This window comes from Roseomonas aerilata DSM 19363, from assembly GCF_000711725.1.
In the GTDB taxonomy this organism is placed as follows: Bacteria; Pseudomonadota; Alphaproteobacteria; order Acetobacterales; family Acetobacteraceae; genus Roseomonas; species Roseomonas aerilata.
Genome location: NZ_JONP01000065.1, coordinates 1 through 15442 on the forward strand (window position 1 = coordinate 1; position 15442 = coordinate 15442).

Genomic DNA, 15442 nt, shown 5'->3' on the forward strand with positions numbered 1-15442 from the left:
GCGCCGATCGCCATGGACCAGGGCCTGCGCTTCGCCATCCGCGAGGGCGGCCGCACCGTCGGCGCCGGCGTCGTCGCGAGCATCGAGAAGTAAGACGACCCGCCCCTTGGGCGGGAAGGGCAGGGCGGGCCTCCGGCAAGGGGGCCCGCCCTTTCTGTTTCTGGCGCGCTGGCGCGGGGCTGGACAAGCCCCTCGCCGGCACGGACAACCGGCCGCTCAGGGTGAGGAGAGCGGCATGTCCGGACAGGGCGGCGTGGAACTGGCCGGGTTCTGGCCGCGGGTGGCGGCGCAGATTCTGGACGCCGCCTGGATGATCCCGGTCGGCCTCGTCCTCGTGCTTCTCGGCGATTTCGCGCGCGGGGGGAGGGGGCTTTCGCCCGGTTCGGATATCCTTCTCCAGCTCATCTCCGCGCTGCTGATCATCCTGTTCTGGGCCAGCCGTCAGGCCACCCCCGGCAAGATGCTCATGCGGCTGCGAGTGATCGATGCGGAGACTGGCGGCACGCCGCCCTGGCCGCGTCTGGTGGCCCGTTATTTCGGCTACATCCTCTCCAGCATCCCGCTCGGGCTGGGCTATCTCTGGATGCTTTGGGATCCGCGCCGGCAGTGCTGGCACGACCGCATCGCCCGGACGCTGGTGGTTCGGGATCCGTTGCCGCGGTAGCGGCAACGCCTTCATCGTCCCGCACCCTCTCGACAGCCGCCGCGCCTTGCCGTAAGGCACGGCCCCTGCGTGGCCTGCCCTAGGGGCGTAGCTCAATTGGCTAGAGCGCCGGTCTCCAAAACCGGAGGTTGGGGGTTCGAGACCCTCCGCCCCTGCCAGCGCACCGAATTCGGGCCGAAAGCCCGATCCGGCAGCCGGGGCGGGTCGCGCATGACCCGTTTCTGAGCATCCCGCTCGCCGATCACCGCGCCGCGGCGTCCAGGCGCCCTCCCAAGGGCCAGTCTGGACCCGGCGCCTGGAGGGGCCCCGACGTGGCCGGTTTCAATCCCGCAGGCTACCTGCGCGACGTGCGGCAGGAGATCAGCCGGGTCACCTGGCCGAGCCGGAAGGAGACGCTGATCACCACCGGGCTGGTGCTGGCGCTCTCCGTCCTGGCCGCCATCTTCTTCCTGGTGGCGGACTGGCTGATCCAGCTCATGATGCGGCTGCTGTTCGGATTCGGCTGACCTCGTAAGATTTCGCGCCGCGCCGGAGGCCGGGGGCATCGCCCCAGGGGCCGGAGGCCAGCGCCACAGGATTGGGAGCGTCGCCGTCATGGCCGACAAGAAGTGGTACGTGGTTCACGTCTACTCGGGCTTCGAGAAGAAGATCGCGAGCCAGATCAAGGAGCAGGCCGCCCAGAAGGGGCTGGCCGACCGGATCGAGGACGTGCTCGTGCCCTCCGAGGACGTGGTGGAGGTGCGCCGCGGCCAGAAGGTCAACACCGAGCGGAAGTTCTTCCCCGGCTACGTGCTGGTGAAGATGGAGATGACCGACGAGGCCTGGCACCTCGTGAAGGACACGCCGAAGGTCACCGGCTTCCTCGGCGCCCGCAACAAGCCCAGCCCGATCCCGGAGCGCGAGGCCATGCGGATGCTCCAGCAGGTTCAGGACAACGCGGAGAAGCCGCGCCGCCCTTCCATCACCTTCGAGGTGGGCGAGAACGTCCGCGTGGCCGACGGCCCCTTCACCAGCTTCAACGGCGTGGTGGAGGAGGTGGACGAGGAGAAGGGTCGCGTGAAGGTCTCCGTCTCCATCTTCGGCCGCGCGACGCCGGTGGAGCTCGAGTACGGGCAGGTCGAGAAGGCCTGATCCCGGGCACGCCAGCCCGGGAAGACCGCCTGCCGGTGGGTTGACGGCGGCCGGTCGGCATGGTGCGGGAAGGTCGTTCCCGCACCGAGGCCATAGCATGCGCGTTCCGACCCCCAATCCCCCGCCGGGCATCATCGGCCACAACCGGTCTATGCTGACGCCCAACTACTGCGTCTTCCCGCCCGAGGGGATCATGGACAGCCTGCTGCCGAACTGGCCGGGCTGCATCGCCCGCTTCCAGACCAGCCGGCACATGGGTGCGGGCTTCACCCAGGCCCTACTGATCGTGCCCGCCGGGGCGGGCAGCGCGGGCGCGGTGGAAGAGAGGGTGCAGGCCTTCCTCTACGTCCGCGCCGGGGCGCTGGAGGTGACGGTTGAGGGTCAGGTCCACTCGCTCGTGCCCGGCGGCTACATCTATGTTCCCCAGGGGGTACCCTATGGCGTGCGGAACGCCGGTGGGGAGGAGGCGCGGGCGATCTGGGTGCGCAAGGCTTACCAGCCCGCCGCCGGTGTTCCCGCGCCGAAGGTGATCGTCGGCCACCGGGATACGGCGCAGCGGGAGGATAGCGGGCCCCGCTGGCGGCTCCTGCTACTCGGGCTGCGCGAGATGCCCATGGACTTCGAGATGAACATCATGTGCTACGCGCCCGGCGCCCATTTCTGGTGCGTCGAGACGCATGTGATGGAGCACGGCATGGTCATGCTGCAGGGTCAGGCGCTGCAGCTGCTCGGGCGGGAGTGGCACGAGCTCTGGACCGACGACTTCGTCTGGATGGGCCCCTATGTGCCCCAGCAGATCTACGCCACCGGCAACGAGGTCTGCGAGTACCTGCTCTATAAGGACGTGAACCGCGACGTGATCTGAGGGGCGTGGGGCGCGGCGGCAGGAATTACGCTGGACTCGCGCCCCGCAGCCTCCTATACGCCGCTTCCGCGCCGGCCGGGCTGGGGTTTCCTCGCCCGGCCGCCGCGCGTTTTCAGGAACGCGGGAGGTCCGGCCCCAGCCTATCGGGGCGGGCCGCTGGCACCGCGGGCCTCCGAAGTCAGGAGAGTGCCAGAAGATGGCGAAGAAGATCGTCGGCTACATCAAGCTGCAGATCCCGGCGGGCAAGGCCAATCCTTCCCCGCCCGTGGGCCCCGCGCTGGGTCAGCGCGGCCTGAACATCATGCAGTTCGTGAAGGAATTCAACGCGGCGACCCAGGGCATGGAGCCCGGGACCCCGACGCCGGTGGTCATCACCGCCTATTCGGACCGCACCTTCTCCTTCATCACCAAGACGCCCCCGAACACCTACTTCCTGCTGAAGGCGGCCAAGCTCGAGAAGGGCAGCCAGACGCCGGGCAAGGGCGGCGCGGTCGGCCGGGTGACGAAGTCCCAGCTCGCCGAGATCGCCAAGGTGAAGATGAAGGACATGAACTGCGTGGACGAAGCTGCCGCGGTTCGGATGCTGGCCGGGTCCGCCCGCGCCATGGGCATGGTTGTGGTGGAGGGCTGAGAAGATGGCCAAGCAGGGCAAGCGTCTCCGCAAGATCAACGAGGGCCTGGACCTCGATAAGTCCCTCGCGCTCGCCGAGGCGATCTCGACGGTGAAGACCGCCGCCAACGCTAAGTTCGACGAGACGATCGAGATCTCGATGAACCTCGGCATCGACCCGCGCCACGCCGACCAGATGGTCCGCGGCGTGGTCGGCCTGCCGAACGGCACCGGTAAGACCGTCCGCGTCGGCGTCTTCGCCCGCGGCCCGAAGGCTGAGGAGGCGACCGCCGCCGGGGCCGACGTGGTCGGCGCCGAGGACCTGATGGCCGCGGTGCAGGAGGGGAAGATCGACTTCGACCGCTGCATCGCGACCCCGGACATGATGGGTCTCGTCGGACGTCTGGGTAAGATCCTCGGCCCGCGCGGCCTGATGCCGAACCCGAAGCTCGGCACCGTCACCATGGACGTCCGCGGCGCCGTCACGGCCGCCAAGGCCGGCCAGGTGGAGTTCCGCGCCGAGAAGGCTGGCATCGTCCATGCCGGCATCGGCAAGGCGAGCTTCGAGGCCGATAAGCTGCTCGAGAACGCCAAGGCCTTTGTGGACGCCATCCAGCGCGCCCGCCCGACTGGCGCCAAGGGCACCTATGTGAAGAAGGTGGCCGTGTCCTCCTCCATGGGCCCGGGCATCAAGGTGGATGTGAGCTCGCTCTCCGCCTGAGTGAATTCGCGCCGGTCCCAAGGGTCCGGCGCGGGCAGGGTGGGGAAACCCGCCCGACCTGTCCGAGACCCGATGTGCCCTTTTGAGGGCTTAAAGCGAGAGCGCAACGGGGAGACGGGGTGCCAGAGACGACGTTCCGGGGCCTGTCCCCGGGCTTGGCTTGGCTTCCGGCTTTCATCTGACAGGCGAACCGGGGCGTCCCCATGCGGGGGCGCCCTTGCGTGAACCGGCCGGCGCCCCTCCACCAGGTGCCGGTTATTCGTAGGAGACGGGAATTGGACCGTACGGAGAAGCGTGAGTTCGTCGCCTCCCTCGGTTCGGTGTTCGCCGACACCTCCTTCGTGCTCGTCGCCCGTAACAACGGGCTGACGGTCGCGGCGGTGGATGATCTGCGGCGCCGGATGCGGGCAGCGGGCGCGACGTACAAGGTCACGAAGAACCGGCTGGCCACTCTCGCCCTCGACGGCACCCGCTTCCAGGGCATCGCGCCGCTGCTGAAGGGTCCGACCGCGCTCGCGTGGTCGACGGATCCGGTGGCGGTGGCGAAGACTGCCACGGAGTTCGCCAAGGGTAACGACAAGTTCGTGATCCTGGGCGGGGCGCTCGGCACCCAGACCCTCGACGTCAATGGCGTCAGGGCTCTGTCCGAGCTTCCCTCGCTCGAAACGCTGCGGGCGCAGCTGCTGGGTCTCATCCAGACCCCGGCGACGCGCATCGCGGGCGTGCTGCAGGCTCCGGCCGGGCAGCTGGCGCGGGTGTTCAAGGCCTATTCCGACAAGGACGGGTCGTCAGAGGGCGCGGAAGCCGCCTGAAACGCCATGACCCCCGGCGGGTTGCGGGAGCCGCTTCCGCCTGGGGTTGCAAACTTCAAGCCAAGCCACTAGATCAGGGAACACAAAGACATGGCCGATCTTGCCAAGCTCGTTGACGAGCTCTCGACCCTCACCGTCCTGGAGGCTGCCGAGCTCTCCAAGATGCTCGAGGAGAAGTGGGGCGTCTCCGCCGCCGCTCCCGTCGCCGTGGCTGCCGCCCCGGCCGGTGGTGGTGGCGCTGCCGCTGCCCCCGCCGAGGAGCAGACCGAGTTCACCGTGACGCTTGCCGCCGCTGGCGACAAGAAGATCAACGTGATCAAGGAGATCCGCACCATCACCGGTCTCGGCCTCAAGGAAGCGAAGGACCTCGTCGAGGGCGCTCCCAAGGTCGTCAAGGAGGGTGTCTCCAAGGATGAGGCGGAGAAGATCCGCAAGGTCCTCGAGGAGAACGGTGCGAAGGTTGAGGTCAAGTAAGACCCCAGCCACTCTCTCCCGGCTTTACCAGCCGGGGGAACAGGTTGTGTAAAGGGCCGGGCGGGAACCATTAGGTTTCCGCCCGCGCCTGCTTTTCGCCGGATGGCCCATGCTATCCGGTGGCGAACGGGGGATCTGGGGGCGCGCGGCGGCGCCCAGGATCGCCCGGCAAGGTTGAAGAGGACGCAGGGCTGGCATGAACGCGATCTCGAAGGGTTTTGAGGGCAAGGGCTTCACCGGGCGCAAGCGCATCCGCAAGTCCTTCGGGCGTCTGCCCGAGGTGGCGCCGATGCCGAACCTCATCGACGTGCAGCGCGCGTCCTACGAGGGGTTCCTGCAGGCCGAGGTGGCGCCGGAGATGCGGGCGAATGCCGGCCTTCAGGAGGTCTTCAAGGGCGTCTTCCCGATCAATGACTTCGCCGGCCGCGGCTCGCTCGAATTCGTGCGCTACGAGTTCGAGGAGGCGAAGTACGACGTGGAGGAGTGCATCCAGCGCGGGCTGACCTATGCCGCCCCGCTGAAGGCCCATCTGCGCCTGATCGTCTGGGACATCGACGAGGACACCGGCAGCCGCTCCATCCGCGACATCAAGGAGCAGGGCGTCTACATGGGCGACATCCCGCTCATGACGGACAACGGCACCTTCATCGTCAACGGCACCGAGCGCGTCATCGTCTCGCAGATGCACCGTTCGCCGGGTGTGTTCTTCGACCATGACAAGGGCAAGACCCACTCCTCGGGCAAGTATCTCTTCGCCGCCCGCGTGATCCCCTATCGCGGCTCCTGGCTCGACTTCGAGTTCGACGCGAAGGATATCTGCTACGTCCGCATCGACCGGAAGCGGAAGCTGCCGGCGACGACGCTGCTCTACGCCCTCGACTCCGCCGAGACTCAGGCCAAGCGCGCCGAGCGTGACACGCCGCTGGAGCCGGGCGAGGTGCGCGGTATGGACTCGCAGGAGATCCTCTCCACCTTCTACAAGCAGGTGATCTTCACCCTCAGTAAGCAGGGATGGTCGCGCCCCTATGAGCCCGACGCTTTTCGCGGCCTGAAGCTGACCGAGGATCTGGTGGATGCTGCCACCGGCCAGGTCGTCGCCGCCAAGGACACGAAGCTCAACCCCCGCGCCGCCCGTAAGATTGCGGAGGAGGGCACCAAGGAGGTGCTCGTCTCCCGCGCCGACCTGCTGGGCCGCTACGTGGCCGAGGATCTGGTGGACATGTCCACCGGCGAGATCCATGCCGAGGCTGGGGAAGAGCTGACCGAGCCGAAGCTCGCGGCCATCGAGGCCGCCGGTTACGACACGCTGCCCACGCTGGCGATCGACTCCTCCGTCGGGCCCTGGATGCGCAACACGCTTGCCGTGGACAAGAACACGAACCGCGATGACGCGTTGATGGACATCTACCGGGTGATGCGCCCGGGCGAGCCGCCGACGCCGGAGACGGCCGAGACCCTCTTCCGCGGCCTCTTCTTCGACGGCGAGCGCTACGACCTCTCGGCCGTGGGCCGCGTGAAGATGAACATGCGCCTCGGCTTCTCCCTTGAGGAGGCGCCGGACACGCAGCGCACGCTCCGCAAGGAGGACATCCTCGCCACTGTTCGCACGCTCCAGGAGCTGAAGGACGGCAAGGGGCAGATCGACGACATCGATAATCTCGGCAATCGCCGGGTGCGCTCGGTCGGCGAGCTGATGGAGAACCAGTACCGCGTCGGCCTGCTCCGCATGGAGCGCGCCATCAAGGAGCGGATGGGGTCGGTGGATATCGACACCGTCATGCCGACCGACCTGATCAATGCGAAGCCCGCGGCTGCCGCGGTGCGCGAGTTCTTCGGTTCCTCGCAGCTTTCGCAGTTCATGGACCAGACCAACCCGCTGTCGGAGGTGACGCATAAGCGCCGCCTCTCGGCGCTTGGCCCGGGCGGTCTGACGCGCGAGCGCGCCGGTTTCGAGGTGCGCGACGTGCACCCGACGCATTACGGCCGCATCTGCCCGATCGAGACGCCGGAAGGGCCGAACATCGGCCTGATCAACTCGCTGGCCACCTTCGCCAAGGTGAACAAGTACGGCTTCATCGAGACGCCGTATCAGATGGTGCGGGACGGCAAGATCACGGGCGAGCCGCGCTACCTCTCCGCCATGGAGGAGGAGCGGCTTGTGGTCGCCCAGGCCGATGCCGAGGTGGATCGCGAGAGCGGAGAGTTCCGCTCGGACCTCGTCTCAGTCCGCCAGGGCGGCGACTTCCGGCTGGTGAAGCCCGAGGAGGTGACGGCGATCGACATCTCCCCGAAGCAGCTCGTCTCCGTCGCCGCGGCGCTCATCCCGTTCCTTGAGAACGACGACGCGAACCGCGCTCTGATGGGCTCGAACATGATGCGGCAGGCCGTGCCGCTGGTGAAGTCGGACGCGCCGCTGGTTGGCACCGGCATGGAGGCCGCCGTCGCGCGGGACTCCGGCGCCAGCATCGTCGCGCGGCGTGATGGCGTGATCGACAGCATCGACGGCGCGCGCATCGTGGTGCGCGCGACCGCTGAGGACGGCACGACCCAGGGCGTGGACATCTACCGCCTGCGGAAGTTCCAGCGTTCCAACCAGTCCACCTGCATCAACCAGCGCCCGCTGGTGCGCGTGGGCGATCAGGTGCAGGCCGGCGACATCATCGCCGATGGCCCGTCCACGGAGCTGGGTGAGCTGGCCCTGGGCCGGAACGCGCTCGTCGCGTTCATGCCCTGGAACGGCTACAACTTCGAGGACAGCATCCTCATCAGCGAGCGGATCGCGCAGGACGACGTCTTCACCTCCATCCACATCGACGAGTTCGAGGTGGCGGCCCGGGACACGAAGCTCGGCCAGGAGGAGATCACCCGCGACATCCCGAACGTGGGTGAGGAGGCGCTGCGTAACCTCGATGAGGCCGGTATCGTCTACATCGGCGCCGAGGTGCAGCCGGGCGACATCCTGGTCGGCAAGGTGACGCCGAAGGGCGAGAGCCCGATGACGCCGGAGGAGAAGCTTCTCCGCGCCATCTTTGGCGAGAAGGCGTCCGACGTGCGCGACACGTCGCTGCGCCTGCCGCCGGGCGTCTCCGGCACGATTGTGGACGTGCGCGTCTTCTCCCGCCGCGGCGTGGACAAGGACGAGCGCGCCATGGCGATCGAGCGCGCCGAGATCGAGCGCCTGGCGAAGGACCGCGACGACGAGCGGCTGATCCAGGAGCGGTCCTTCACGGGGCGACTGCGCGAGATCCTGCTGAACCGCAAGGCAGCCGGTGGGTTCAAGGGCGTGAAGCAGGGCACGGTCATCACCGACGAGGTGCTGTCCGAGTTCAACCGCATGACCTGGCGCCAGATCGGCGTTTCGGACGATGCCGCTCAGGCGCAGCTCGAGGCCCTGAAGCGCGAGTTCGACGCTGCGGTCGAGCGCCTGCAGAAGCGCTTCGAGAGCAAGGTCGAGAAGCTGCAGCGCGGCGACGAACTGCCGCCCGGCGTGATGAAGATGGTCAAGGTCTTCGTCGCGGTGAAGCGGAAGCTCCAGCCGGGCGACAAGATGGCTGGCCGCCACGGCAACAAGGGCGTGGTCTCCCGCGTCGTACCGATCGAGGACATGCCCTTCCTGGAGGATGGCACCCCGGTCGATCTGGTTCTGAACCCGCTGGGCGTGCCCTCACGCATGAACATCGGCCAGATCCTGGAGACGCATCTTGGCTGGGCCTGCGCCACTCTGGGCAAGCAGGTCGGCGAGGTGGTGGAGGATTACCGCCGCGCCGGTGCTGCCCGTGACGCGCTGGTCGAGAAGCTGCGTGACGTTTATGGCGACGAGATCACGGACCGTGACATCGTCAACATGAGCGAGGACCAGCTGCTCGAGCTCGGCGAGAACCTCAAGCGCGGCATTCCGATCGCGACGCCGGTCTTCGACGGCGCCCGGATCTCGGACATCGAGGGGATGCTGACCAAGGCGGGGCTCGACACCTCCGGCCAGGTCCAACTCGTCGATGGCCGCACGGGCGATCTGTTCGAGCGCAAGGTGACGGTGGGCTACATCTACATGCTCAAGCTGCACCACCTGGTGGACGACAAGATCCACGCCCGCTCCATCGGCCCCTACTCGCTCGTTACCCAGCAGCCGCTGGGCGGCAAGGCGCAGTTCGGCGGTCAGCGCTTCGGCGAGATGGAGGTCTGGGCGCTGGAAGCCTACGGCGCCGCCTACACGCTGCAGGAGATGCTGACGGTGAAGTCGGACGACGTGTCCGGCCGCACCAAGGTCTACGAGGCTATCGTCCGTGACCAGGACAGCTTCGAGGCCGGCATCCCCGAGAGCTTCAACGTTCTCACCAAGGAGCTGAAGAGCCTTGGCCTGAACGTGGACCTCGAGAACCGCGGCAGCTGATCTCGAACTAGCAGGATCGCGCCGGCCCCATCCCAGCGGGGCCGGCCGCTGATGTTGCGCCCCCGGCGGGGGGTGCAGGCTGGACGCAGAAGGAAGGCCCCATGAACGAGCTGATGAAGATCCTTGGCCAGACCGGCCAGGCCGTCACCTTCGATCAGATCAAGATCACCATCGCCTCCCCGGAGCAGATCCGCTCCTGGTCCTATGGCGAGATCAAGAAGCCCGAAACGATCAACTACCGCACCTTCAAGCCGGAGCGGGACGGGCTTTTCTGCGCACGCATCTTTGGTCCGATCAAGGACTACGAGTGCCTCTGCGGCAAGTACAAGCGGATGAAGTTCCGCGGCATCATCTGCGAGAAGTGCGGCGTCGAGGTGACGCTGGCGAAGGTCCGGCGCGAGCGCATGGGCCATATCGAGCTCGCCTCGCCCGTCGCGCATATCTGGTTCATGAAGTCGCTGCCCTCGCGCGTTGGCCTGATGGTCGACATGTCGCTGAAGGAGCTGGAGAAGGTCCTCTACTTCGAGAGCTATGTCGTGCTTGAGCCGGGCCTGACCGACCTCAAGCTGCACCAGCTGCTGACCGAGGACGCCTTTCAGACGAAGCAGGACGAGTTCGGCGAGGACGCCTTCACGGTCGGCATCGGCGCCGAGGCCGTGAAGCAGATGCTGACCGGGATCGACCTCGACAAGGAGAGCACGCGCCTGCGTGCCGACCTCAAGGAGACGACCTCCGAGGCGAAGCGCAAGAAGCTCGTCAAGCGGCTGAAGCTGATCGAGTCCTTCTCCGAGGGCGGTGCCCGTCCGGAATGGATGATCCTCGACGTCGTGCCGGTGATCCCGCCCGAGCTGCGCCCGCTGGTGCCGCTGGACGGGGGGCGCTTCGCGACCTCGGACCTGAACGACCTCTATCGTCGCGTCATCAACCGCAACAACCGCCTCAAGCGGCTGATCGAGCTGCGCGCGCCTGATATCATCGTGCGCAACGAGAAGCGCATGCTGCAGGAGGCTGTGGACGCGCTGTTTGACAACGGTCGCCGCGGTCGCGCAATCACGGGGGCCAACAAGCGCCCGCTGAAGTCGCTCTCGGACATGCTGAAGGGCAAGCAGGGCCGGTTCCGGCAGAATCTGCTCGGCAAGCGCGTGGACTACTCCGGCCGTTCGGTGATCGTGGTGGGTCCCGAGCTGAAGCTGCACCAGTGCGGCCTGCCGAAGAAGATGGCACTCGAGCTGTTCAAGCCCTTCATCTACAGCAAGCTCGAGAAGTACGGCCACGCTACCACCATCAAGGCCGCCAAGCGGATGGTGGAGAAGGAGCGTCCCGAGGTGTGGGACATCCTCGAGGAGGTGATCCGCGAGCACCCGGTCATGCTGAACCGGGCGCCGACGCTGCACCGCCTGGGCATCCAGGCCTTCGAGCCGATCCTCGTCGAGGGCAAGGCGATCCAGCTTCACCCGCTGGTCTGCACCGCCTTCAACGCGGACTTCGACGGCGACCAGATGGCCGTGCACGTCCCGCTGAGCCTTGAGGCCCAGCTGGAGGCACGCGTGCTGATGATGTCGACGAACAACATCCTCAGCCCCGCGAACGGCAAGCCGATCATCGTGCCGTCGCAGGACATCGTCCTCGGCCTCTACTACCTGAGCCTCGAGACGCCGGAGTTCCGCGCGGACAAGGCGCGGATCGAGGCGGTGCGCGTTCTCATCGAGGGGCTGAAGGGCAAGAACCCGTCCAGCCTGACCGAGGAGGAGCGCGACGCGCTCGCCTTCCGCCCGCACGTCTTCGACGGGCTCGGCGAGGTGGAGCAGGCGCTCGCGGCCGGGCAGGTGAATCTGCACTCCGCGGTGCTGGCCAGCGTCACCGGCTTCACGGCCGAGGGCAAGCCGAAGCGCGAGACGGCGATCACCACGCCGGGCCGCCTGATGATGGGCGCCCTGCTGCCGATCCACCCGAACGTGCCCTACTCCATCATCAACCGTCAGCTGACCAAGCGCAGCATCTCGGACGTGATGGACGCCGTGTACCGCCACTGCGGCCAGAAGGAGTCGGTGATCTTCGCCGACCGCCTGATGGGCCTCGGCTTCCGCAACGCGGCAAAGGCGGGCATCTCCTTCGGCAAGGACGACATGATGATCCCGGCGACCAAGGCCGCGATGATCGATCGCACCAAGAATGAGGTGAAGGAGTTCGAGCAGCAGTATCTCGACGGCCTGATCACCGCGGGCGAGCGCTACAACAAGGTGGTGGACGCCTGGTCGCGCGCGACGGAAGAGGTCGCGGGCGCCATGATGAAGGAGATCTCGCGCCAGGAAGCGGGCAAGCAGACCAACTCGGTCTGGATGATGTCTCACTCCGGTGCGCGCGGGTCGCCGGCCCAGATGCGCCAGCTCGCAGGCATGCGCGGCCTGATGGCCAAGCCCTCGGGCGAGATCATCGAGCAGCCGATCATCTCCAACTTCAAGGAGGGGCTGACCGTCCTCGAGTACTTCAACTCCACCCACGGCGCCCGCAAGGGCCTCGCGGACACGGCGCTGAAGACGGCGAATTCGGGCTACCTGACCCGCCGCCTCGTGGACGTGGCGCAGGATTGCATCATCGTCGACAACGATTGCGGCACGGAGCGCGGCATCACGGTTCGCGCCGTGATGGACGGGGGCGAGGTCGTCTCCTCCCTTTCCGAGCGCATCCTGGGCCGTACGATCCAGCGCGACGTGCTGAACCCGGAGACGGGTGAGGTGGTCGCCGCGCGCGACACGCTGGTCGATGAGGTCACCGCGGACGCCGTGGAGCAGTCGGGGGCGGAGGAGGTCTATATCCGCTCTGTGCTGACCTGCGATGCGCGGCAGGGCGTCTGCGGCATGTGCTACGGGCGCGACCTGGCCCGCGGCACCCCGGTGAACACTGGTGAGGCGGTCGGCGTCATCGCCGCCCAGTCCATCGGCGAGCCCGGCACGCAGCTGACCATGCGCACCTTCCACATCGGCGGTGCCGCCCAGCGTTCGGCGGAGCAGTCCCATGTGGAGGCGACCAGCGACGGCTCGGTGAAGGTCCTGAACAAGGCCGTCGTCGTGAACAGTGAGGGCGCCAACATCGTCATGTCGCGTAACTGCGAGATCGTGCTGAGCGATGCGCAGGGCCGTGAGCGCGCCCGCTACCGCGTGCCTTACGGCGCGCGGCTGCTGGTGGAGGATGCCGCCGAGGTCACTCGCGCGCAGAAGTTGGCGGAGTGGGACCCCTTCACTCTGCCGATCATCATCGATCGCGCGGGCGTGGTGGAGTACACCGACCTGATCGAGGGCTTCACCCTCTACGAGGAGACCGACCCGGTGACGGGCCTGTCCTCGAAGGTGGTGCGCGAGCCGGTCGAGCGTGCCAAGAACGCGAATCTCCGCCCCAGCATCGTGCTGCGGGAGGGGGGCAAGGTGGTCCTCACGCTCGGGCTGCAGCCGTCGTCCATCCTGAACGTCGAGAACGGCGCGACCGTCCATGCCGGCGACGTCATCGCCCGCCTGCCGCGCGAATCCTCCAAGACCCGCGACATCACGGGCGGTCTGCCCCGCGTCGCGGAGCTCTTCGAGGCCCGCCGGCCGAAGGACGCCGCCATCATCAGCGATGTCGACGGCCGGGTGGAGTTCGGCAAGGACTACAAGGCCAAGCGCCGGATCGTCGTGGTGCCGGACGCCGTCGGCGACGAGCAGCCGGCTTCGCGCGAGTACCTCGTGCCGAAGGGCAAGCACGTCTCCGTCCAGGAGGGTGACTATGTCCGGTCCGGTGACCCGCTGGTGGACGGCCCCCGCGTACCGCACGACATCCTTCGGGTGCTGGGCGTCGAGGCTCTCGCGAACTACCTCGTGAACGAGATCCAGGACGTCTATCGACTGCAGGGCGTGAAGATCAACGACAAGCACATCGAGGTGATCGTTCGCCAGATGCTGCAGAAGGTCGAGATCATCGAGCCCGGCGACACGACCTACCTCATTGGCGAGCAGGTGGACCGCATCGAGTTCGATATCGAGAACGAGAAGCGGCTGGCGCTGAAGGAGCGGCCCGCCCGGGCCGAGCCGGTGCTCCAGGGCATCACCAAGGCCAGCCTGCAGACGAACTCCTTCATCTCGGCGGCCTCCTTCCAGGAGACGACCCGGGTGCTCACCGAGGCGGCCGTGGCCGGCAAGGTGGACCGCCTGGAGGGCCTGAAGGAGAACGTCATCGTCGGCCGTCTGATCCCGGCCGGTACGGGCTCGGTGATGAACCGTCTGCGGTCGCTGGCGGCCCAGCGGGACAAGGGGCGCCTGCCGGCTAACCAGCCGGCACTGCAGGACGGCACCGGCGGCCAGCAGGCCGCCGAATAGAGGGCGACGCCGGCGGCCTAAGGGCCGCCGGACCGCGGGCGGCCGGCATTTGGCGGCCGCCCCGCGAATTGGTCAGGGCAGGGGTGCAACTCCCCGGCCCGGCTGGCTTCACAAACCCTAAAGCGCTTGACTCAGGGGTTGGGGGGGGGTAGGTCTCCGGCCCTCCACGACCCCCACCGGCAGCGCCAGGGGATCGAACGAGTTTGGACGACCCTTCCGCGTCCCCGGTGCCGCCGCTCCTTGAAACCCCTCGTGGTCTCTGGACGGTCTAGGCCGGAGACGAAGAGTAGCCCGCAGGATCGCAGACGCGGTCACGCGGGCGCCTTCGCTTGGATGCAGGGCGGTCAGCCACAGAGACGGGTCACGAAGGGGCGTCATGCCGACGATCAATCAGCTCATCGCGCAGGGGCGCGAGCCGAAGCCGAGCCGCAACAAGGTCCCGGCGCTGCAGAACTGCCCCCAGAAGCGCGGCGTCTGCACGCGGGTCTACACCACCACGCCGAAGAAGCCGAACTCGGCGCTTCGTAAGGTTGCCAAGGTGCGCCTGACGAACGGCTACGAGGTGGTGAGCTACATCCCCGGTGAGGGCCACAACCTGCAGGAGCACTCGGTTGTCCTCATCCGCGGTGGCCGCGTGAAGGACCTTCCGGGCGTTCGCTACCACATTCTGCGCGGCGTGCTCGACACCCAGGGTATCGCCAAGCGCCGCCAGCGGCGCTCGCTCTACGGCGCCAAGCGGCCGAAGTGAGGAACTGAGAGATGTCGCGTCGTCACCGCGCCGAAAAGCGCGAGGTCCTGCCGGATCCGAAGTTCGGCGACGTCGTGCTCAGCCGTTTCATGAACGTGCTGATGTATGACGGCAAGAAGAGCACCGCCGAGGGCATCGTCTACGGCGCCATGGACACGCTGAAGCGCCGCGGCGGCCAGAACGCCGACCCGCTGCGTCTCTTCCATGAGGCGATGGACAATGTGAAGCCGGCCGTCGAGGTACGCTCGCGCCGCGTCGGTGGTGCCACCTACCAGGTGCCCGTCGAGGTTCGCCCGGAGCGCCGTCAGGCGCTTGCGATCCGCTGGCTCATCGAGTCCGCTCGCAAGCGCGGCGAGCACACGATGGAAGACCGGCTCTCGGCCGAGCTGATGGATGCGGCGAACAACCGCGGCTCCGCGGTGAAGAAGCGCGAGGACACCCACCGGATGGCCGAAGCCAACAAGGCCTTCAGCCACTACCGCTGGTAAGCAGAAGATCAGGGTGCCGCCTCGGGCGGCCCCACCCCAGGCGCTGCTCCGGCGGCGACAACCCCTTTCAAGTCCCACCCGGGCAGAGGCTAGATCATGGGTAAGGCGAAGTTCGAGCGGACGAAGCCGCACTGCAACATTGGCACGATTGGCCATGTGGACCACGGCAAGACGTCCTTGACGGCGGCGA

The 15442-nt window shown here is 67.3% G+C and carries 14 protein-coding genes and 1 tRNA gene; all 15 read left to right on the forward strand.

Annotated features, from left to right (window positions below; genetic code table 11):
- Window positions 1-93, forward strand: a 93-nt coding sequence (locus BO39_RS31945) for an EF-Tu C-terminal domain-related protein (protein ID WP_156964000.1), incomplete at its 5' end; no start/stop codon positions are given.
- Window positions 94-235: 142 nt separating this feature from the next.
- Window positions 236-664 carry an RDD family protein gene (locus BO39_RS27120; RefSeq protein WP_043839676.1) on the forward strand — a complete coding sequence of 143 codons (429 nt, stop codon included), beginning with the start codon at window positions 236-238 and terminating at the stop codon, window positions 662-664.
- An 81-nt stretch (window positions 665-745) separates the two neighbouring features.
- Window positions 746-822: transfer RNA gene (locus BO39_RS27125), tRNA-Trp, on the forward strand.
- Between the two features lie 153 nt (window positions 823-975).
- Entirely contained in the window at window positions 976-1170 is a 195-nt protein-coding gene (gene secE / locus BO39_RS27130; RefSeq protein ID WP_043839677.1) for a preprotein translocase subunit SecE, read from the forward strand.
- An 88-nt stretch (window positions 1171-1258) separates the two neighbouring features.
- A complete protein-coding gene (gene nusG / locus BO39_RS27135; protein WP_043839678.1) occupies window positions 1259-1795 on the forward strand; it encodes a transcription termination/antitermination protein NusG in 537 nt (178 codons plus the stop codon).
- 97 nt (window positions 1796-1892) lie between these two features.
- Window positions 1893-2660 carry a (S)-ureidoglycine aminohydrolase gene (gene allE / locus BO39_RS27140; RefSeq protein WP_043839679.1) on the forward strand — a complete coding sequence of 256 codons (768 nt, stop codon included), beginning with the start codon at window positions 1893-1895 and terminating at the stop codon, window positions 2658-2660.
- 196 nt (window positions 2661-2856) lie between these two features.
- Window positions 2857-3291 carry a 50S ribosomal protein L11 gene (gene rplK / locus BO39_RS27145; RefSeq protein WP_043839680.1) on the forward strand — a complete coding sequence of 145 codons (435 nt, stop codon included), beginning with the start codon at window positions 2857-2859 and terminating at the stop codon, window positions 3289-3291.
- 4 nt (window positions 3292-3295) lie between these two features.
- Complete coding sequence (gene rplA / locus BO39_RS27150) at window positions 3296-3991, forward strand: 50S ribosomal protein L1 (RefSeq protein ID WP_043839681.1); 696 nt, start codon at window positions 3296-3298, stop codon at window positions 3989-3991.
- 275 nt (window positions 3992-4266) lie between these two features.
- The gene (gene rplJ, locus BO39_RS27155; protein ID WP_043839682.1) at window positions 4267-4803 is read left to right on the forward strand and encodes a 50S ribosomal protein L10; all 537 of its coding nucleotides are present in this window, start codon (window positions 4267-4269) and stop codon (window positions 4801-4803) included.
- A 90-nt stretch (window positions 4804-4893) separates the two neighbouring features.
- Window positions 4894-5277 (forward strand): 50S ribosomal protein L7/L12, encoded by a 384-nt coding sequence (gene rplL, locus BO39_RS27160; protein WP_043839683.1) that lies wholly within the window; start codon window positions 4894-4896, stop codon window positions 5275-5277.
- Between the two features lie 196 nt (window positions 5278-5473).
- Window positions 5474-9667, forward strand: coding sequence for a DNA-directed RNA polymerase subunit beta (gene rpoB / locus BO39_RS27165; protein WP_043839684.1), 4194 nt, complete (start codon window positions 5474-5476; stop codon window positions 9665-9667).
- A 101-nt stretch (window positions 9668-9768) separates the two neighbouring features.
- The gene (gene rpoC, locus BO39_RS27170; protein WP_043839685.1) at window positions 9769-14016 is read left to right on the forward strand and encodes a DNA-directed RNA polymerase subunit beta'; all 4248 of its coding nucleotides are present in this window, start codon (window positions 9769-9771) and stop codon (window positions 14014-14016) included.
- A gap of 376 nt (window positions 14017-14392) precedes the next feature.
- Window positions 14393-14764: a 30S ribosomal protein S12 gene (gene rpsL / locus BO39_RS27175; RefSeq protein WP_043839686.1), complete on the forward strand. Its 372-nt coding sequence runs from the start codon at window positions 14393-14395 to the stop codon at window positions 14762-14764.
- Window positions 14765-14775: 11 nt separating this feature from the next.
- Complete coding sequence (gene rpsG / locus BO39_RS27180; protein WP_043839687.1) at window positions 14776-15252, forward strand: 30S ribosomal protein S7; 477 nt, start codon at window positions 14776-14778, stop codon at window positions 15250-15252.
- A gap of 96 nt (window positions 15253-15348) precedes the next feature.
- A partial coding sequence (locus BO39_RS33250) for a GTP-binding protein (RefSeq protein ID WP_132938368.1) occupies window positions 15349-15442 on the forward strand: 94 nt, incomplete at its 3' end.